The organism is Campylobacter sp. RKI_CA19_01121 (assembly GCF_025771295.1).
GTDB lineage: Bacteria > Campylobacterota > Campylobacteria > Campylobacterales > Campylobacteraceae > Campylobacter_D.
Window position 1 is genome coordinate 86,830 of the sequence record NZ_JAKMQA010000008.1, and the last position, 19,531, is coordinate 106,360.

Sequence of the window (19,531 nt, forward strand, 5' to 3'; positions counted from 1 at the left end):
TTTTAATGATTTTCATTAGTTTTAATACTCTAATTTAACATATAAGAAATTTGAATTTAGCTTTAATATAAAACACTTAAAAAAATAATTAAAATAAGAATGTAATTTAAAAGAAAGTTTTTAACCAGAATAAAAATACGAGATTAAATAAAATGGTGGATTTAGCAGGCGTGTAATTTACCAACTAAACTCCTAAATATCCATACTTTAATGAAATATTTTTCATTTGCACATACTTTTGCACATACTTTGTATTTTATTGTAAAAATGTGTAAAAAAGTGATATTGTTTTGCTAAATAGGTGATATATTAAAATTTTTAGAGTGTGAATTTCAAGGAAAGAATATTGCGTATTTAAATTCTAACAAAGAAAAATACTGCCTGACTAATGAAGAGTAAGTGTTTAATATATTCAAGAAACAATTTCAAAAATAGAATATTTGCTATTATATGAATTGCTAAAGTAGATTAAATCTTATTTTAAAGATTTAACCCCTAGTATAATTTAGCTATTTTTTCAAAGCTATAAACATTTTTTAAAATCATTACCATTTAAATTTTTTCTAATATCTATAATTCTACATTATACTGTATTAAATATTTTATTTTATGTCCTGTTTATACTGTAAAATAAAATATAAATGCTATGCTTTAGATAGTTTTAGAAGTTAGTAAAGATATTGTATGTTTAAAACGATAACTATTTTAAATGTAATAGTTGTGTTTTAAAAAAGCACTAGCCATATCGAAGATGATGATACTCAAGTTGGTATTAATGATGAAAATAATAATGGTTGGGAAGATGATGGTTCTTATAGAGGACAAATTTTTATCTTTAATGGAAAAGATAATAGATGTCGCTCTAAAGACAAATTTTTTGGTTTAACTGGTGGTGGTTGCTGTGATAAAGATAAAGTATTTATAGGGCTTGTACCTTGTAAAGAAGATGAAAAAAAGCTAGCCAAACTCAATAAGCAAAATAGATGTGTAGAAGTTGGTGAATATTGCTCTAAAAAATTAAATTCATAGCTTGTATTCAGCATAAAAAAATACATTGTTGTTTTAATTCAAAATTAGCAAGAATATTTAATGAACAAGGATGCCCACAAATTGGAAGAGGTTGGGGTTCTCCAAAGAGTCCTGACTGTAGAGGATTTACTCCAGAAGAATTTCAAAAGTTAGATTTTAGTGAAATAGATTTAAGTGAATTTATTGCTGATATTGTTGGAAGTATTGATGTAGATAAAATACAAGCTGATTCTATAAAAATACAAGAAAAGATTGAAAGCAATCTTGAGAATTTAACAAGAAAACCTACTAATTAAAAAGAAAATAAAATTATAGAAAGGAGATAGAGTTTAGTTAAAAGTTTGTTTGGTAAAAGCCAAAGGGATTATCCTAAACCCTGCAAAAGCAGGGGGAATTAGCATGCCTTGACAAAACAAAGCATAACTAATATAATTACTAGGATAATTTTAGTCATTCGACTCACCTCCCTTCTGGGCGGTAAATTAACGCTAAAGGGTTGCGCCCCTTTGGCGTTGCACCCTTAATATAATTATATCAAACAAACTCTTTAACTTCTTTAATACAATTGATGAAAAGATTTTACATTTTATTCCTTAGTGCTTTAATTTTTGCACCTTCTTTATTATTTGGTGCTACAAATATAGATGATAATCATATTATCTTTACTTGGGGCTATGGTGAAGTAGCAAATGATATTTTACAAGTTATAAAAGATGTTATATTTTTGCTTCAATTAGCTAATAAAAGTAAAGAATCTTTTCATATCAATATCTTAATCAATAGTGATACACTTTATAAAAATCCTTTATTGCAATATAATATAAATAGAAAAATTTCTAAAGATGATAATATCATTTATGCTTTAAAAAATACTTCTAGTATAAATCAAGCTTTTAAAAACTTAAAACAATTACAAGAAGTATTATTAAAAGAAAATATATTTTTAAATTTTATAGACTTAAATAGCAAAGAAAGTCTTTTAAGTTTTTATAATCAAATATTAAGTAATCATCATCTTAAAGATTATTTTTATATAAAAAATAATCAATTTTTTATTAAAGAAGATATAAAAAATAAAATTATATTTCATAATATCAATTCTTCTTCTATTATAAGTAATTATCTTAGCTTGTTAAATGATTTTAATACTTTAAGCAAGATAGAACTTATAAATATATTAGAAAGTTTAAGTTTATACAATCTCTCAACTTTAATGCAAGATATACAAAAAAGAAACTTAAAACTAGAATATAACTTAAAAAGCTTTGATAAAGATAGTATCTTTTTATCTAATATGATTATGAATGTGAGGTTGAAATAGGTAAATGATAGATTTAGCAGGTGTGATTTGTTAATTAAAATAAAAACTTTGTAATTGATTTAAAAAATAGCAAGATTTTAAAAGCAATACAAGAGAGATGTTTTAAAGAATTTGGGTAATGTAACTAGGTTTAATAGATATATGCTTTTAAAACAAGGTTTTACAAATCCAAATTCACAAGATGAAGTTTTATATGATGATATTAAATCAATAACATAGATTGATATAAAGGTTTATATCAATCTGGATATAAATTTTAAATAAAATTTACCAAGAAGCTTTTTTATAAAGACTATGTATTTTTTAAAAAAGTATTTTTAAACCAAAGTTTTTACTATGATAATAAAACCTATCATTTAAGAAATTAAACTTAAAAAATGAAAATTTGATTATCAAAATTCCTAGTGATTTTTCAAAGCTTTAGAAAATATTATAAAGTATGATAAGTATAATTAGTTTTATCTATGAAAAAGATTTATACCTAATATATAATTTAGGTGTAAAATAAATTATTATTATGGTTGTTTATATAATATACAAAAAGCTATTTTTGAAAATATAAAAACTCTTTTTTAATATTTTGAATATAATTTGCCAAAAAACACTCGGGAGTAAAAAATAAATGGTGGATTTAGCAGGACTCGAACCTGCGACCAACCGGTTATGAGCCGGTTGCTCTAACCAACTGAGCTATAAATCCGCCAGAAGTTAAAATAAAAATGTTATTATATCTTTATTTCCTTAATTTAAATTTAGAATTTTATTTTTACTGCTTTTTCTATTGCTAAATATCTAAAAGTTATTAAATTTTGTAAAATTCCAAAGAAAATCATAAAGGTAGCAAAAGAACTTCCCCCATGACTAAAAAATGGCATAGGTATGCCAACAACAGGAGCAAAACCTATGGTCATCGATATATTTACTGCTACATATATGAAAATAAATAAAGCAATGCAATTTGTCACTACTCTTGTAAAATAATCATCTTTGAGCTTATAATTTAAACTCAATAAATGAAAAATGAGTAAGGTATAAAGTAATATGATTACAACCGCACCGATAAAACCAAATCTTTCAGACAAATATGCAAAGATAAAATCACTTGTAGAAATAGGTAAAAATTTAAAATGTGTTTGTGTGGCTTCATCAGCCTTTTTTCCGCTCAAACCACCACTTCCTATTGCAATGATGGATTGTTTTACATGGTAACTTGGTTCTTCAGCTAAGAAATCATGAATTCTTTGTTTTTGATAAGGTTTTAAAAAATCACTATAAATAATAGGCGAAGCTATAGCTATAGCTAAAAAAATACTAAGCCAAATTTTATAATTTACTCCTATGATAAAAAGCGTTCCAAAACCCACTATTAAAAGCACTAAAGCTGTTCCTAAATCAGGTTCTCCTGCTATAAGTAAAAATGGAAGTAAAATATAAAAACTTAGCTTTAAAAATTGTTTTAAACCATAGCCATTATGAGGTGGTGGGTTTTGATAAATCAAATAAGCTAACATTAAAATAAAAGAAGGCTTAAAAATTTCAGAAGGTTGTATGGTAAAATGTGTAAAAGGTATCTCAAGCCATCTTCTAGCCCCAAGTTTTTCAACACCAAAAATATCCACACTCAAAAGTAAAGCTATATTAATCCAATATAGTACAGGTATAAGCCACATCAATCTTCTTAAAGGTAAAAAGAAAAAAAATGCAAAGCCTGTAAAACCTACTAAAGTATAGATAAATTGCTTTTCGGCTAAGCGTGTATTTGCTTCATAAATTAAAAGAAAAGATATAGCTATGATAGGTAACACTAAAAGAGGTTGAACAAAATCAAAATGCGTTAGAATTCTTCTATCAAGTTTTATCAAAGCTAACCTTTTTACAAAATATTGTGTAATTATATGCTAAAATTGCAAATTTTATCACAAGGAAATATAATATGCTAAAAATTTCATCACTTTGTGAAGAAAGATTGGATATTTTTTTATCAGATATACTTAAACAAAGTCGTTCGCAAGTTGCTAAACTTATCAAAGAAAATTGCATATATATTAATGAAAAATTAGAAAATAAAAGTTCTAAAAAAATAAAACAAAAAGATGAAATAAGTATTTTTTTACCTTTAGTAAAAGAAGCTAAAGAAAGCTACACGCCTGAGTTTGATATAGAAATTTTATATGAAGATGATGATGTTTTAGTTTTAAACAAAGCTCCTAATGTTGTCGTACATGGTGCAAGTAGTGTTAAAGAAGCGACTTTGGTGGATTGGCTTTTGCATAAGGGCTATGCTTTATCAAATTTAAATGGAGAGCATAGAGCAGGGCTTGTGCATAGACTTGATAAAGGCACAAGCGGAGCTATCATCATAGCTAAAAACAATCAAGCACATCAATTTTTAGCAAATCAGCTTTTAGATAAAAGTATGGGTAGATTTTACCTTGCTTTGAGTGAATTGCCTTTGAAAAATGATAAAATGAGCAATGAAAAAGCTATTATGCGTTGTCCTAATAATAGGCTTAAAAAAATTACTACAAATACCAAAAATCCTTTAGCAAAATATGCAAAAACAGATTTTATAAATTTATTAAGTGCTAAAAACTGCTCTTTAATAGCTGCTAAATTATATACAGGAAGAACCCATCAAATCAGGGTGCATTTAGCAGATTTTAATCGCTATATTTTAGGAGATGAATTATACGGATATAAAGGAAAAATAAAGTATAATAGAGTAATGCTTCATGCGTATTTGATTTATTTTATTCATCCTAGGACTAAAGAGTTAATGTTTATAAAAGCTCCTATGTTTGATGATTTTTATCAAATTTTAAAAGAAAATTTTACACAAGGAGAGATAGATGAAAAAACTTCACTGGATTATCTTAAGTTCTGCTTTGGCTTTTAGTGCTTGTAGTACAACTATGAGTTCGCCTCAAATTGCTCAAGTAAATGATACTTTACCAAAAATTTCAAATATTAAAAGTATAAGTGATATTACAAGTATAGCTTTTGAATGGGAACCATTGTATGATCAAAATATAGCAGGCTATTATATTTATAGGGCAAATGCAGCTGGTGCACCTATGGAGCTTATAGCAAAAATTAAAAATAAATTTCAAACTCATTATACTGATACAAATTTAGAGCCAAATACAAGATATTATTATTCTATGAAAACTTTTAATGAGCTTGGGCAAGTTTCTCAAGATGGTGTAAGCATAGAAGCTTTTACCAATAGAGTGATTGATCCAGTGCCTTTTGTGCAAGCTATTGTGGGTTTGCCAAATCGTGTAAAAATAGTTTGGAGACCACACCCTGATGTAAGAGTAAATTCATACATCATTGAGCGTGCAAATATGAAAGATATGAAATTTAAAGAATTAACTAGGGTTAAAAATCGCTTAAGTGCTGAATATATAGATGATTCACTAAAGCCTGATGAGAGTTTTCAATATAGAATCATAGCTTTAACTTATGATGGTATTAAAAGTACTCCAAGTAAAATAGTAGAATCAACCACCAAAGCACTTCCTCCTATGGTAAGTAATTTACAAGCAAGTAAAGACGCGCCAAGAAAAATCATTTTAACTTGGGATAAAATTGATTATGCTGATTTTGCTTATTATAAAATTTATTCTAGTTCAACTACCTTTTTACCTTTTAGCGTGGTAGCTAAAACTTCTGAAAATACTTATGAAGATGTGGTTAAAGGCGTGGCTGAAAAAAGATATTATAAAGTGAGTATGGTCGATAAAGATGGCTTAGAAAGTCCTATAGCAAGTGAGCCTGTAGAAGGTATTACCTTAGGGGCACCATTAGCACCAAGTATTATTTTATGTGCTGTTGAAGATGATGGTATTAGAGTTGAATGGGTTGATAATGACGATAGAGCTAAAGAATACATAGTTAAACGAAGTGGAGGTGGAAGTAATGCTGTGTTTAAAGAGATTAAATCTAAACAATTAAAAGATATCACAGCTGTTCCTGGAAAAGTATATAGTTATGAAGTTATAGCTATTGATGCAAATGGTATAGAATCAAAAGCTTCTGATAAATTTACAGCGGTGAAATAATGCCAAATTTTAAGTGTAAAATTCTAAAAGAAATTCAACTTCCTTTTGAAAAAGATGGGGTTGAATTTTTATGGCTTGCTAAAGGTGAAAATGTAGACTTACTTTTTACGCGCATAAAGCAAGAAAACTTTTTTTTGCAGATTAAAAAAGATGAAAAAAAACAAGAATGGCTTATTAAGGGTGAAAAACACACTAAGCCTTCGCAAATTGGATATTTGCAAAAAGCTTTACTTGTGTTTAAAGAAAACTTTACTCAAGATGTAGTTTGTGAAGCTGTAGCATTAAAACATACAAGGTTAATCCAAAAAACACCTTTAATTGCTAATGATTTAAAAGAATTACTAGAGCAAATAAAAAACAAAAAGCAAATTTTTATTGAAATAGGTTTTGGAAGTGGTAGGCATTTGCTTTATCAAGCAAGATTAAATCCTGATGTTTTGATTATAGGTATAGAAATTTACACCCCTGCGTTAGAGCAAGTAGCTAAACTTGCCTTAAGTGAAAACTTAAATAATGTTTTATTAATAGAAACTGATGCAAGATTATTGCTAAGCGTACTTGAGTCTAACTTGATAGATAAAATCTTTTTGCATTTTCCTGTTCCTTGGGATAAAAAGCCTCATCGTAGGGTAGTGGGGTTAAATTTTGCAAATGAATGCGCTAGGGTTTTAAAAGAAAATGGGCAATTTGAACTTAGAACAGATAGTTTTTTGTATTTTGATTTTACTTTAGAAACTTTTTTAACTTTTTCGCATTTAAAAGCTTTAATCAAAAAAAATGAAAATTTAGAAATTTCAAGCAAATATGAAGATCGCTGGAAAAGACAAAATAAAGATATATATGATTTAATCATTAGTGGTTTTAGCAAGAGTGAAAGTTTAAGCAAAGATCAAAAATTTGTCATTGAAGATTTAAGATTAAACGCAGAAGAATTAGCTTGTATAAAAAAGAATTTTAAAAATGAAGTTTTTAAAGGTGAGGATTTTTTCTTGCATTTTGAAAAAATGTATATTAAGGATGACGAGCTTATCATTAAAATAGCTTTTGGTGCTTTTTATAAGCCTGAGCATGTTTATATAGCTTTAAACGCGCAAAAGATAGAATTTATTTTTGAACAGCCTTTTAAAACTAAAGAAAATTTAAAAGCTATAGAAAAATTAAGAGAAATATTGTATTCTTATATCAAATAATCATTTATAAAACAAATAAGGAAAAGCAGTGATGATAGAAGCTAAAAAGCTTTGTCTTGGTTATGATGAACTTGTTATAGAAAATGCTAGTTTTTCGCTAAAAGATAATGATTTTGTTTTTATTACAGGAAAAAGTGGTAGTGGAAAGTCAACTTTGTTAAAATCTTTTTATGGAGATTTGGAACCAATAAGTGGGAATTTAAAAGTTTGCAATAATGATTTAGTGGATATTTCTAATGCTGAGCTTTTACAGCTTAGGCAAAAAATAGGAATTATTTTTCAAGATTATCGTTTAGTTCAAGAATTTAGTGTAGAAAAAAATGTAATGCTACCTTTGATGATTAAAGGTTATAGTAAGAATGTATGCAAAGAACAAGCCGCAAAGCTTTTAAAGCATGTAAATTTAACTTTCAAAGCTGATAAGAAGCCAGCTCAGCTTTCAGGTGGAGAGCAACAACGCGTGGCTATGGCAAGAGCTTTAGCACATAATCCAAAATTACTCTTATGCGATGAGCCAACGGGAAATTTGGATGAGTATTCTTCAGATATTATATGGACTTTATTAAAATCAGCTAGAGAAATACTTGGAACTTGTGTGGTAGTTGTTACGCATAGAATTCCTACTAATTTAAGACTTGATTATCGTCGTTTTAATATTGAAAATGGGAGAATGAATGAAATCTTTTAAAAATCATCTTTCTTTGATATTTGCTTTAATGGTAATGATGTTTGCTTTTGAGTTTTTAATCATTACAAACAAAACTATAGAGCATTATGAAAAACTTTTAAATAAAGATTATAATATTATTTTAGTAGGTAAAACTCATTTAGATAAAAAAGGCATAGAAGATCAGGTAAATCATTTTCAGTCTTTAGAAATTTTAAATCCAAATGAAATGATAGATAGACTTAAAAATGATATATCAGCTAAAAATATAGAAGTTTTAAAGGCTACATTGCCAAAATTTTATACTTTAAAACTCAATAAACTTTTATCAGAAGATGAGCTAAATACTTTAAAAGATAAGCTTTTAAAAAATCCTAATATTACTAGAGTGGAGACTTTTGCTAAAACGCATACAAAAATTTACAAACTTTTGGTTTTAGTGAAATTTTTATTATGGTTTTTCTTGTTTATTATAATATTGCTTAGCTTTGTATTATTGCTTAAGCAAATGAAAATTTGGCTTTTTGAGCATACTCAAAGAGTAGAAATCATGTGTTTACTTGGAGCTCCGTTTTGGTTTAGATCTTTTATGCTTTATAAGATTGTTTTTATTGATTGTTTTATAGCATTTTTATTGCTTGTATTATTTTTTACCCAAGTTTACGATCTTGAGTCTATCAAGCTAGCTTTACAAAGTGTGGACATTAGCTTACCTAAAATAAGTATTTTCACACATTTGTTTTTGATTTTTTTAGCAATGCTTTGTGTTTGTTTTGCTTGTGTGAATTTTGTAATGTTTAAGGTTAGAAAATGAAAAAATGCTTTTTGCTTTTTTTGTTTTCTTTTTCTGTTTTATTTGCAAATGAAATTGCACAAAAACAAAAAGATATTAAAGAAAATGAGCGCATAGTAAAGCAACTTTCTAAAAAGTTAGAGGATTTAGCTAGTGAAATTTTAGATAATGAAAAAAATCTAAAAAAAATTGCTTCAGAAATTAGCACTTTAACTTCAAAAACTTCTAAACTTGAAAGTTCAGTAAAAACTCAAATAAAAGCGCTAGAGCAACTCAATGCACAAAATAAAGATCTTTTGCAAAATAAAAACAAAATAGAAGGGAAGATTATTGATTTAATTGCTAAAGATTTTGCTTATGATTTAGCAATTCCTAAAAATTATATTGAAAGTGAAGATAGTATCATAGCTTTAGAATTAGTTGGAGTTTTGGATAAAATTTTCAAAGAAGAATTTTATCAAATTTCAAAAGATTATGAAAATATAAGTAAAAAAATAGAAGAAAAACAAACTCAAATTACCGCAATCAATAATAATTTAAAAGCCTATAAAGATCAAATCGATGAGCTTAAAAATCTTAGAAAAAAGCAAGAACAAGAAATAGCTAAGCAAAAAACAGATAAAGAAATTTATACTAGAAAACTTTCTAATTTACAAGCCCAACAACAAGAATTGAGAAAAACACTTAATAAATTAAAAATTATTAAAGAAAAAGAAGAAGAAAAATTAGCACAAAAAAAAGAAGACAAAAAACCAAGCTCAAATGTTAAACAAGTAGGCTCAAGTTATCAGACAAGCAGTGTTAAGCGCTATAGCGGTCCTAAGACAATCGCTCCTTTAGAATCTTACACGGTAAAGCAAAAATTTGGAAATTATATTGATCCTATTTATAATATTAAAATTTATAATGAAAATGTGGTTTTAAAAAGTGACAGTGCTAATGCTGCAGTAAGAAATGTCTTAGATGGTAAAGTAGTTTTTGCAAAAGCAACTCCAACTTTAAAACAAGTTGTGATTGTTGAAAATAAAGATGGTATACATACTATTTATGCGCATTTAGATAAAATTGCACCTGGGGTTAAAGTGGGTAGAAATATCAAAAAAGGTTATATTATAGGTAGGGTTGAAAGTGATTTAACTTTTGAAGTAACACAAAAGAATTTTCATATCAATCCTTTAGAGATGATTAAATAAATTAGTTTTTTTTAATGCGAATTTTGATATAGTTTCAAATCAAAGGAGAAATTTAATGAACAATAAAAGAAAAAGAGTATTGGTTAAATTTTCTGGAGAAGCTTTGGCTGGAGAAAATGGGTTTGGTATAGAAAATTCTATTTTAAAATACATAGCTTCTGAAATAAAAAGCTTGATTAATGAAAATGTTGAAGTAGGTATAGTAATAGGTGGTGGAAATATCATTAGAGGGGTATCTGCTGCAAGAGATGGACTTATAAAAAGAACAAGTGGCGATCATATGGGTATGCTTGCTACTGTGATTAATTCTATAGCTATGCAAGAAGCATTAGAAAGCACTGGGCTTGATGTAAGGGTTCAAAGCGCTATTCAAATGGAAGCATTCTGTGAAACTTATATCATGAGAAGAGCACATAGACACTTAGAAAAAGGACGTATAGTTATCTTTGCTTGTGGCACAGGCAATCCTTATTTTACTACAGATACTGCTGCGACTTTAAGAGCAGTGGAAATTCAAGCAGATATGATCATTAAAGCAACTAAGGTAGATGGAATTTATGATAAAGATCCTAAAAAATATGATGATGCAATTATGCTTAATGAGCTAAGTTATGAAAGAGCTTTGCATGATAATATTAAAGTTATGGATGATACTGCAATAGCCTTAGCTAAAGATAATGCTTTACCTATTGTGGTATGTAATATGTTTAAAGAAGGAAATTTATTAAAAATCATCCAAGGCGATATGAGTTTATGCTCTATTGTTAAAAATCAAGATTAAGGATAAAAATGAGAGTAGAACAAATAGCTGCAAAAGCATTAAAAAAACTAAAAGATGATAGATATAAACTAGCTCTTGTAGTAGCTAAAAGAGCTGAAGAGCTTGCAAATGGTGCAGAACCTTTGGTAAATTTAGATAAAAATAAATACAAATATACCGACATTGCTTTACATGAAATAGCAGAAGATAAAATCGTTTTAGAGGGATTTATTGAAGCTAGTAAATGATGAGTTATTGTTAGATAAACTTGTTGATGATGTTAAAAATTGTAAGGATTTACAAAGAGCAAAAGAAATCCTTTTTATGGTCTTCCCACAATCTGCTGTTTTAGAAAAAGCAGTAGATTTTTGTATCCAAAAACACGAAGGACAATTTAGAAAAAGCGGAGAACCATATGCGGTTCACCCTATATTAGTGGCTTCTTTTGTGGCATTTTTAAGCCCTGTACAGTCTATGATTATCGCTGCATTATTGCATGATGTGTTAGAAGATACAAATTGCAATGAAGAAGAATTGAGTTTAAATTTTGGTGAAGAAGTCACCAAATTAGTTCAAGGCTTAACCAAAATAGTCAGTATTAGAGAAGATCATCTTACACGCTCTAATTCTAATGAAAAGCTTGCAAAATCTGCTTTGACTTTTAGAAATATGCTTTTAGCTGGTGTTGAAGATGTGAGCGTGCTTGTAATAAAGCTTTGTGATAGATTGCACAATATGCTTACTTTAAATTTTTTAAGAGAAGATAAACAAAAAAGAATCAGCGAAGAAACCTTGGTGGTATATGCACCTATAGCTCATAGACTTGGAATTTCAAGTATAAAAAATTTGCTTGAGGATTTAAGTTTTAAGTTTTTATTACCTGATGAATATGCACAAATTGATAATTATATAAATGCAAAAGATCAACAAATTCAACTTGGATTTAATGAATTTATCTCAAAAATAGAAATGTTATTTTTGGAAAATGGGTTTAGACAAGGTAATTTTGTTATACACAAAAGAATTAAACATAATTATTCTATTTATTTAAAAATGCAAAGAAAAGGTGTAGGACTTGATGAAGTTTTAGACCTTTTGGGTGTAAGAATTTTGGTTGAAAAAGTTTATGATTGTTATTTGGCTTTAGGAATTTTACATACACATTTTAATCCTTTAATTTCAAGATTTAAAGATTATATAGCTTTGCCAAAACAAAATGGTTATCAAACCTTACATACAACGCTTTTTGATGCAAAAAATATCATAGAAGCTCAAATTCGCACCTTTGATATGCATAAGACTGCTGAATTTGGTGTGGCAGCGCATTGGAAATATAAAGAAGGAAATATAACAACACCAAATTTAGATTGGCTTGCAGATATTTCTATGCATGGTAAAGAAGATGGCAATGCTGTGCAAGATTGTGATGCTATCGAACTTTATGAATATGCAAAAGATAGTTTATATATAGAAGATATAGCAGTATATTCTCCAAAGGGTGAAATTTTTACTTTGCCGCGCGGGGCTACGGCTTTGGACTTTGCTTATGAAGTTCACACCAAAGTAGGACTTCATGCAAAAACTGCGTTTGTTAACCGCATGAGAGTACCACTTTTAACCGTGCTTAAAAATGGAGATATAGTTAGCATTGAAACTTCCGAAGAAGAATTTTTTAGATGTTCATGGATAGATAGCGTTAAAACAGGAAAGGCTAGAGCTAGTATAAGAGATTTTTGCAAGCAAAAGAAAAAAGAATTAAATAACAAAATTGCTGTTAATCTTTTATCTACTGTTTTTAATAAAGATTCTAAACTTATAGAAGAATGGCTTGAAAAAGAAAATTTTAATAAAAAGCTAAGACAAATTGCTTTGGATTTTAATTATTTTAAAGATGTAATTATTGCTCTAAGAAAATATATGGGGCAAAATCAAGCAGCTAAATTTGAACAAAATGAGCAAAAATTTGAAAGCATAGTGATTGGTTCTAATTATAAAATAACCACGATTAATTTTGATTATTGTTGTAGGCCTAAAAGAGGAGATGAAATCATTGCTTTTAGACATTCAACTGGAGCAACGATACACCATAAGCTTTGTGAACAAGCAATGAAAATGATAGAAGATAACAAAGAAATGGTTTTTGTTTTTTGGAATGATAGTTCGATAAAAAGTTACAAAATCATCGTTTCTATAGAAAATAAAAAAGGTTCTTTAGCAGATTTTCTAACTACTTTAGCTAAAATGCAGATTAATGTTTTAAGTATTAACTCAGCTGATTCAGAGCCAGTCGTTGCAAATTATTTTGAAGTACAAGTTGAGTTACCTAATAATATAGATCTTGAGAATGCAAAAGAAAGATTAAAATCTAGATATAAAATTTTAGATTTTACATCTTTAAATGATGCATATAATAATCACTAAAAAAGGTTTTTTATGGATATTAATGAAATTATTAAAGAAATTAAACGAGGAATAGCAGAAATTATTGATGAAGAAAGATTAGTTTCTTTAGTAAAAAATTACTATGAAAAAGGTGAAAATTTTTTTGTAAAGGCTGGTTTTGATCCTACGGCTGCTGATTTGCATTTGGGTCATACTGTGGTTTTGAGCAAAATGGCTTTGCTTCAAAAGCATGGGGCTATAGTGCAGTTTTTAATAGGCGATTTTACTGCTCAAATTGGAGATCCAACAGGAAAAAGTGCTACAAGAAAAAAACTTGACAAAGAAGAAGTACTTAAAAATGCTAAAACTTATGAAGAACAAGTTTTTAAGATTTTAGATCCAAATAAAACTCAAATTCATTTTAATTCTAAATGGCTAAATGAGCTTGGTGCTGCTGGTATAGTAGAGCTTACTTCGACTTTTAGTGTTGCTAGAATGCTTGAGAGAGATGATTTTACTAAGCGTTTCAAAGAACAAAGCCCTATATCAATTTGTGAGTTTTTATATCCGCTTTTGCAAGGTTATGACAGTGTTGCATTAAAAAGTGATATAGAAATGGGCGGTACGGATCAAAAGTTTAATCTTTTAATGGGTAGACAGCTTCAAAGAGTATATAATTGCCAAAAAGAACAAGCGGTGATGATGATGCCATTGCTTGAAGGCCTTGATGGTGTAAATAAAATGAGTAAAAGCTTGGGAAATTATATTGGTGTAACTGAAAATGCCAAAGATATGTATGCTAAAGTTTTGAGTATTAGTGATGAATTGATGTTTAGATATTATGAACTTTTAAGTGAAAAAAGCTTAAATGAAATTTCACAAATAAAAGATGATATTAAAAATGGCTCATTGCATCCTAAAAAAGCTAAAGAAAATTTAGCTTTAGAAATTACTGCGCGTTTTCACTCAAGCGAGTGTGCTTTAAAAGCCAAGGAAGAATTTGACAAAGTCCATAGTGCAAAAGAACTTCCTAGTGATATGCCAAGTTTTACTTTAGAAGGTAGTATTTGGCTTGCAAAAGCTATAGTAGAGTGCAAAATGGAAAGTTCTACTTCAGCTGCTAGAAGATTGATTAATTCAAATGCAGTAAGTGTTAATGGAGAAAAAGTTCAAGATGAACAATTCCAACTAGAAAGCGGTGAATATATTTTACAAGTTGGAAAAAGAAAATTTGCAAAATTAAAGGTAATATGATGAGTTTTAAAGCTTTAAAAATTGGAAAGCATGAGATAAAATATCCTATTTTTCAAGGTGGCATGGGACTTGGTATAAGTTGGGACAAACTTGCTTCTGCAGTTTCTTTAAATGGTGGATTAGGGATTATTTCTTCGGTAGGAACTGGATATTATGAAAATAGAACGCATATAGATAAAGAGTTCAATGCAAAGCCTTATGGTAGTGATAATTTTTACTCAAAAGCAGGTTTAAAAGCTTTGATAGATAATGCTAGAAAGGTTTGTAAAGATGCGCCTTTAGGCTGTAATATTTTATATGCAAGTAATAATTATGCGCAAATTGCTCGTAATGCTTGTGAGGTTGGTTTTAATGTGATAGTTTCAGGAGCAGGGCTTCCTACAAATTTGCCTGAATTTACACAAGATTATCCTGATGTTGCTTTGGTACCTATTGTATCATCAGCTAAGGCTTTAAAAATTATCTGCAAAAGATGGCAAAGCAGATACAATCGCTTGCCTGATGCGGTTATAGTTGAAGGACCAAAAAGCGGTGGACATCAGGGTTTTACTTATGAGCAATGTTTAATGGATGAATATCAATTGGAAAATGTAGTACCACAAGTTGCGCAAGAAATTAAAAACTGGGGAGATATACCATTAATCGCCGCGGGTGGAATTTGGGATAAGCAAGATATAGAAAAAATGATGTCTTTAGGAGCAAGTGGTGTTCAAATGGGAACTCGTTTTATAGGAACTTTTGAATGCGATGCGAGTGATGATTTTAAACAAGTATTGCTAGATTGTAAAAAAGAAGATATTGAGCTTTTAAAATCTCCAGTTGGCTATCCTGCAAGAGGGGTAAGAACTAATCTTTTAAATTTAGTAGATAAAAGAATGGGGCCAAAAATTTCTTGTGTGAGCAATTGTGTTGCACCATGCGGTAGAGGCAAGGAAGCTACTAAGGTAGGTTATTGTATAGCAGATAGATTATATGATGCTTGGAGCGGTAAAAAAGAAACAGGCTTATTTTTTACAGGGGCTAATGGATATAGACTAGATAAGCTTATTAGTGTAGAAGAGCTAATGAAAAAATTAGTTAATGGCGAAGATGCTTAGAATATTTTTTATTTTTTTATTATTTTGTTTTAGTGTTTTTGCTAATGCAGAAGTTAAGAAATTTGATCAAAATTTTTTAACTTCTAATTCAGAAGAAAAACTACAATTACACCAGCAGTTAAAATCTTTGTATATACAAAGTGTGATTAATGATAATAATGAAGAAAAAAATGAGATTTTAAAAAGATTAATCATAAGTTCAAATTCTTTAGGCTTTGATGATAAAGCTTATGTGCAAGAGCTTAAAGAAAGCGGAGTAAGTGAAGAAGAAATTTCACGTTTAAAAAATGCTTTAAAAGTTATACAAGATCAAAAAATAAAAAAAGAACAAACAAAAATTGAAACCAATACCACATCACCTATTAATAAAAAAGAAGATAAAAAAGAAGATAAAAAAGAAGATAAAAAAGAAGATAAAAAAGAAGATAAAAAAGAAGATAAAAAAGCTCCGGTGCAAAAAGAGCTTTTTGTGCTTGATGTAAAGAAATCAGACAATGGTATCTTGCTTGATTTAAGTGAAAAAATCAGCCAAAAAGACATTAAAAACTTTACTCTCAAAGGCGATAAGAATTTCCGTTATGTTGCAGATTTTGATGGGATTTTAAAAGGACCTAAGAGAACTTTTGAATTTAAAGATTTTGATATTATCGTATCGCAATTTAACCCAACAAGTATGCGTTTGGTCTTAAGTTCAAAAAAAGAATTAAAGATCAAAATAGAGCTTAAAGATCAAAGTCTTTTTATGGGGCTTGAAAAAGTAGAAAAAAAAGAAGAACTCAAACCTATAGTTAAAAAACAAAATGAAATTAAAAAAACAGAAGTAAAAAAAGAAGTTGTTAAAAATGAGCCTTTATATATTTTAAAATCAAGTAAAGATAAAAATGGTGTTAATTTAAAATTAAACAATGATATTGATATTGAAGATATTAAAATCAATTCTTTTAAAGATGGTAAAACATATCGTTCTATTGTAAGCTTTGAAGCTATTTTAGAAGGCGATAGAAAAAAAATCGATATCAATAAAAATCAATCCATCACAATAGTGCAGTTTAATAAAACTACAGTAAGAGTTGTTTTAAATTCTACTAGTGATTTTAAAACTAATCTTGATTTAGATGATGAGGAATTATTTATAGGCTTTGAAAAAAAGATTAAGAAAGCACCGGCAAAAACTACTTCAAAAACGGCAAAAGCTACCATTAAAAAATCAGGTAAAATCATAGTAATTGACCCAGGTCATGGAGGTAAAGATCCAGGTACTTTGGGTGATAAGGGTGTTAGAGAAAAAGATGTAGTTTTAAGCGTGGCTTTAAAACTTGGTAATGAGCTTAAAAAACGTGGATATAGAATTTATTATACTAGAAGTACAGATAAATTTATAAACTTAAGAGATAGAACCTCTATGGCTAATGAAAAAATGGCGGATTTATTTATTTCTATCCATGCAAATGCAGCTCCAAATAAACAAAGAGCTAAAACTTTACAAGGTATTGAAACCTTCTTTTTATCGCCTGCAAGAAGCGAAAGAAGTAAAAAAGCTGCTGAGTTGGAAAATCAATCCGATTTTGAAGAGATGAATTATTTTTCTAAACAAACCTTTTTAAATTTTTTAAACCGTGAAAAAATCGTTGCTTCAAATAAATTAGCTATTGATGTTCAAAAAAAGATTTTAAGTAATGTAAGAAAAAAATATAAAGTTGTGGATGGTGGAGTTAGAGAAGCTCCATTTTGGGTTTTAGTGGGTGCGCAAATGCCTGCTATATTGATTGAGACAGGTTACATTAGTCATCCTAGTGAAAGGAATAGATTAACAAATAAAAATTTCCAAGAATTATTAGCTATTGGTATTGCTAATGGCATAGAGAGTTATTTTTATAAAAATCAATGAAAAAAGCAAATATTATCATTAAAAACAATGCACCTTTTTCTTTAGATTTTGATGATTATTATTTTAATTCTAGCGATGGTTTAAGCGAGAGTGAATTTATCTACACTAATGCTTTTGAATTTCAAACAAAACAAACTATCATTGCAGAGCTTGGTTTTGGTATAGGTTTAAATTTTTTCCTTACTTTAAAGCGTTTTATAAAAGAAAAAAAAGAAAATCAAAGACTATTTTATCTTAGTTTTGAAAATTTTTATATAGAAAAAGATAAATTAAGAGAAATTTATAAAAATCTTGGTTTTTATGAGGAATTTAAAGAGCTTTTAGAACAGTTTTTAAAATTTTATCCTCCATGTAAAGATGGAGTTTATAGATTTTATTTTCAAGATTGTTTTTTAGATTTGATATTTGGCGATGCTAAAGAAAAGTTGCAAAATTTAGATTTTAAAGCCGATATTTGGTATTTAGATGGTTTTACCCCTGCTAAAAATCAAGAGATGTTTGATGAGGATATTATAAACAAAGTTGCTAAAAATTCAAAAATAAATGCCAAGGTTTTAACCTTTTCCTCTGCAAGCATTTTAAAAAAAGCTTTAATTAATAATAATTTTCAAGTACAAAAAATCAAAGGTTTTAGAAAAAGGGAAATGATACAGGCTGTTTTTAATGGCCTTGAATTTGAAGATAAGTTTGCTTATTTTAACACTCCGTGTTTGAAAAAAGAGATACAAAAAATAGCCATCATCGGAGCAGGTATAGCCGGAGCTAGTATAGCTTATGAGCTTTCTTTAAGAAATGTTCAAGTAGATGTTTTTGAAAAAGAAAATTCATTAGGAAAAGGTGCTTCTGGAAATATCAATGGAATTTTAAGCTCTTTGATTTTAAAACCTGATGTTTTATTGGGTGAGTTTTCACAATATGCTTTTTTAGAGGCTAGTAGATTTTATAGGCAAATTTTAAATTTAATTCCACAAGGGGTTTATGAATTTGCTCATAATGAACTTATGCAAGAGCGTTTTGATAGTCAAAAAGATAATGTTTTATTTGAAATTATTAACAATCAAGCTTTTTTAAAAGATGGAACATGTATAAAGCCCCAAGAGCTTGTGAAAACACTTTTGCAAAAAAGCAAGGCTAGAGTATTTTTTGAGCATGAATTTAAAGATTATTCTTATGAAAATGAAAAATTTTCTTTGCAATTTAATAATCAAAAAACATTGAAAGATTATGATGTGTTAATTTATGCTCAAGGTGCTGATGTTAAGAATTTTTTAGAGTATAAACATATGAAATTAAGCAGTGTTAGAGGACAATGCACTCATTTAAAACCATTTTTAAAAAATTCTCATGCTTTATCTTCAAAAGGCTATATTTGTCCTATTAATGAAGAATTAAATTTACAACTTATTGGTGCAAGTTATGATAGACTTAATCAAGATACAACGCTTTTGAAAAATGATGATTTGCAAAATGTTGAAAATATAAAAGAATTTTTACAAGGTGAAAATTTAGAAATTATGGGTGGTAAAGTAGGATTTAGATCATATTCTAGTGATAGATTTGCCATAATAGGTCAAGCCTATGATGAAAATTTTTATATGCAAAATTATAAGGCACTTTTATGGCATAAAAATAAAAGTCAAGTAGCGCCAAATGATTTTATTCCTTTGTATTTTTCTATTGCTCATGGATCTAGGGCTTTTGCTAGTGCTATTATTGGAGCTAGAATACTTAGCGCATTAATCTTTGATGAGCCAAAAATAGAAAAAGATTTTTTACATGCTACTCATCCTGCAAGATTTTTAATTAGAATGTTAAGAAAAGGAAAAAATTAAATTTAAGTGTTTAAATGCTTCAAACACCTATTATCCAACACATTCAAACGTTCATAATACC

At 28.3% G+C, this 19,531-nt stretch carries 17 protein-coding genes and 1 tRNA gene; 16 read left to right on the top strand and 2 right to left on the bottom strand.

All coding sequences use genetic code 11. The features are described 5' to 3' along the window. Window positions 1–831: 831 nt before the first annotated feature. The 3 genes from traN (at window position 832) to L8T90_RS05710 (ending at window position 2,350) form a co-directional block, all read left to right on the top strand. Window positions 832–1,029, top strand: coding sequence for a conjugal transfer protein TraN (gene traN / locus L8T90_RS05700; protein WP_263736968.1), 198 nt, complete (start codon window positions 832–834; stop codon window positions 1,027–1,029). A 53-nt stretch (window positions 1,030–1,082) separates the two neighbouring features. Then, window positions 1,083–1,325, top strand: a complete 243-nt coding sequence (locus tag L8T90_RS05705) for a hypothetical protein (RefSeq protein ID WP_263736969.1) — start codon at window positions 1,083–1,085, stop codon at window positions 1,323–1,325. 272 nt (window positions 1,326–1,597) lie between these two features. Next, window positions 1,598–2,350 (top strand): hypothetical protein, encoded by a 753-nt coding sequence (locus tag L8T90_RS05710; RefSeq protein WP_263736959.1) that lies wholly within the window; start codon window positions 1,598–1,600, stop codon window positions 2,348–2,350. A gap of 623 nt (window positions 2,351–2,973) precedes the next feature. Here the strand turns inward: L8T90_RS05710 and L8T90_RS05715 are convergent. Both L8T90_RS05715 and L8T90_RS05720 read right to left on the bottom strand, forming a co-directional pair. Beyond that, a tRNA-Ile gene (locus L8T90_RS05715) sits at window positions 2,974–3,050 on the bottom strand. A 52-nt stretch (window positions 3,051–3,102) separates the two neighbouring features. Continuing rightward, complete coding sequence (locus L8T90_RS05720) at window positions 3,103–4,212, bottom strand: FtsW/RodA/SpoVE family cell cycle protein (protein WP_263724024.1); 1,110 nt, start codon at window positions 4,210–4,212, stop codon at window positions 3,103–3,105. 71 nt (window positions 4,213–4,283) lie between these two features. Here L8T90_RS05720 and L8T90_RS05725 point away from each other — a divergent pair, with 71 nt between their 5' ends. From L8T90_RS05725 to mnmC, 13 genes are read left to right on the top strand one after another with little or no spacing between them, the layout of a single operon-like run. Next, window positions 4,284–5,246 (top strand): RluA family pseudouridine synthase, encoded by a 963-nt coding sequence (locus tag L8T90_RS05725; RefSeq protein WP_263736960.1) that lies wholly within the window; start codon window positions 4,284–4,286, stop codon window positions 5,244–5,246. Beyond that, window positions 5,200–6,414 carry a fibronectin type III domain-containing protein gene (locus L8T90_RS05730; protein WP_214126385.1) on the top strand — a complete coding sequence of 405 codons (1,215 nt, stop codon included), beginning with the start codon at window positions 5,200–5,202 and terminating at the stop codon, window positions 6,412–6,414. Before L8T90_RS05725 ends, L8T90_RS05730 begins: the two co-directional genes overlap by 47 nt. Further along, window positions 6,414–7,604, top strand: a complete 1,191-nt coding sequence (gene trmB / locus L8T90_RS05735; RefSeq protein ID WP_263736961.1) for a tRNA (guanosine(46)-N7)-methyltransferase TrmB — start codon at window positions 6,414–6,416, stop codon at window positions 7,602–7,604. Before L8T90_RS05730 ends, trmB begins: the two co-directional genes overlap by 1 nt. 31 nt (window positions 7,605–7,635) lie before the next feature. Then, complete coding sequence (locus tag L8T90_RS05740; RefSeq protein WP_039625813.1) at window positions 7,636–8,292, top strand: cell division ATP-binding protein FtsE; 657 nt, start codon at window positions 7,636–7,638, stop codon at window positions 8,290–8,292. Beyond that, a complete protein-coding gene (locus L8T90_RS05745; protein WP_263682972.1) occupies window positions 8,279–9,085 on the top strand; it encodes an ABC transporter permease in 807 nt (268 codons plus the stop codon). The genes L8T90_RS05740 and L8T90_RS05745 overlap by 14 nt, the downstream gene beginning before the upstream one ends. After that, window positions 9,082–10,257 carry a murein hydrolase activator EnvC family protein gene (locus tag L8T90_RS05750; RefSeq protein ID WP_263736962.1) on the top strand — a complete coding sequence of 392 codons (1,176 nt, stop codon included), beginning with the start codon at window positions 9,082–9,084 and terminating at the stop codon, window positions 10,255–10,257. The genes L8T90_RS05745 and L8T90_RS05750 overlap by 4 nt, the downstream gene beginning before the upstream one ends. Window positions 10,258–10,312: 55 nt before the next feature. Further along, window positions 10,313–11,038 carry a UMP kinase gene (pyrH, locus tag L8T90_RS05755; RefSeq protein ID WP_263736963.1) on the top strand — a complete coding sequence of 242 codons (726 nt, stop codon included), beginning with the start codon at window positions 10,313–10,315 and terminating at the stop codon, window positions 11,036–11,038. Window positions 11,039–11,046: 8 nt separating this feature from the next. Continuing rightward, on the top strand, window positions 11,047–11,265 hold the full coding sequence (locus tag L8T90_RS05760; RefSeq protein ID WP_039618002.1) for a DNA-directed RNA polymerase subunit omega: 219 nt from the start codon (window positions 11,047–11,049) through the stop codon (window positions 11,263–11,265). Beyond that, window positions 11,249–13,438 (top strand): RelA/SpoT family protein, encoded by a 2,190-nt coding sequence (locus L8T90_RS05765; RefSeq protein WP_263736964.1) that lies wholly within the window; start codon window positions 11,249–11,251, stop codon window positions 13,436–13,438. The genes L8T90_RS05760 and L8T90_RS05765 overlap by 17 nt, the downstream gene beginning before the upstream one ends. A 12-nt stretch (window positions 13,439–13,450) precedes the next feature. Continuing rightward, a complete protein-coding gene (gene tyrS, locus L8T90_RS05770; RefSeq protein WP_263682967.1) occupies window positions 13,451–14,653 on the top strand; it encodes a tyrosine--tRNA ligase in 1,203 nt (400 codons plus the stop codon). Further along, a complete protein-coding gene (locus L8T90_RS05775; RefSeq protein WP_039628221.1) occupies window positions 14,653–15,750 on the top strand; it encodes a nitronate monooxygenase in 1,098 nt (365 codons plus the stop codon). The genes tyrS and L8T90_RS05775 overlap by 1 nt, the downstream gene beginning before the upstream one ends. Continuing rightward, window positions 15,743–17,638, top strand: coding sequence for an N-acetylmuramoyl-L-alanine amidase family protein (locus L8T90_RS05780; RefSeq protein ID WP_263736965.1), 1,896 nt, complete (start codon window positions 15,743–15,745; stop codon window positions 17,636–17,638). The genes L8T90_RS05775 and L8T90_RS05780 overlap by 8 nt, the downstream gene beginning before the upstream one ends. Next, a complete protein-coding gene (gene mnmC / locus L8T90_RS05785; protein WP_263736966.1) occupies window positions 17,635–19,470 on the top strand; it encodes a bifunctional tRNA (5-methylaminomethyl-2-thiouridine)(34)-methyltransferase MnmD/FAD-dependent 5-carboxymethylaminomethyl-2-thiouridine(34) oxidoreductase MnmC in 1,836 nt (611 codons plus the stop codon). Before L8T90_RS05780 ends, mnmC begins: the two co-directional genes overlap by 4 nt. Window positions 19,471–19,531 lie beyond the last annotated feature (61 nt).

Excerpts from the sequence above, each read along its gene's own strand:
- L8T90_RS05750 (WP_263736962.1), top strand. The coding sequence starts at position 9,082 with ATGAAAAAATGCTTTTTGCTTTTTTTGTTTTCTTTTTCTGTTTTATTT.
- L8T90_RS05780 (WP_263736965.1), top strand. The coding sequence starts at position 15,743 with ATGCTTAGAATATTTTTTATTTTTTTATTATTTTGTTTTAGTGTTTTT.
- L8T90_RS05730 (WP_214126385.1), top strand. The coding sequence starts at position 5,200 with ATGAAAAAACTTCACTGGATTATCTTAAGTTCTGCTTTGGCTTTTAGT.
- L8T90_RS05740 (WP_039625813.1), top strand. The coding sequence starts at position 7,636 with ATGATAGAAGCTAAAAAGCTTTGTCTTGGTTATGATGAACTTGTTATA.
- L8T90_RS05710 (WP_263736959.1), top strand. The coding sequence starts at position 1,598 with ATGAAAAGATTTTACATTTTATTCCTTAGTGCTTTAATTTTTGCACCT.
- L8T90_RS05745 (WP_263682972.1), top strand. The coding sequence starts at position 8,279 with ATGAAATCTTTTAAAAATCATCTTTCTTTGATATTTGCTTTAATGGTA.
- tyrS (WP_263682967.1), top strand. The coding sequence starts at position 13,451 with ATGGATATTAATGAAATTATTAAAGAAATTAAACGAGGAATAGCAGAA.
- pyrH (WP_263736963.1), top strand. The coding sequence starts at position 10,313 with ATGAACAATAAAAGAAAAAGAGTATTGGTTAAATTTTCTGGAGAAGCT.
- trmB (WP_263736961.1), top strand. The coding sequence starts at position 6,414 with ATGCCAAATTTTAAGTGTAAAATTCTAAAAGAAATTCAACTTCCTTTT.
- L8T90_RS05775 (WP_039628221.1), top strand. The coding sequence starts at position 14,653 with ATGAGTTTTAAAGCTTTAAAAATTGGAAAGCATGAGATAAAATATCCT.
- L8T90_RS05725 (WP_263736960.1), top strand. The coding sequence starts at position 4,284 with ATGCTAAAAATTTCATCACTTTGTGAAGAAAGATTGGATATTTTTTTA.
- L8T90_RS05760 (WP_039618002.1), top strand. The coding sequence starts at position 11,047 with ATGAGAGTAGAACAAATAGCTGCAAAAGCATTAAAAAAACTAAAAGAT.
- mnmC (WP_263736966.1), top strand. The coding sequence starts at position 17,635 with ATGAAAAAAGCAAATATTATCATTAAAAACAATGCACCTTTTTCTTTA.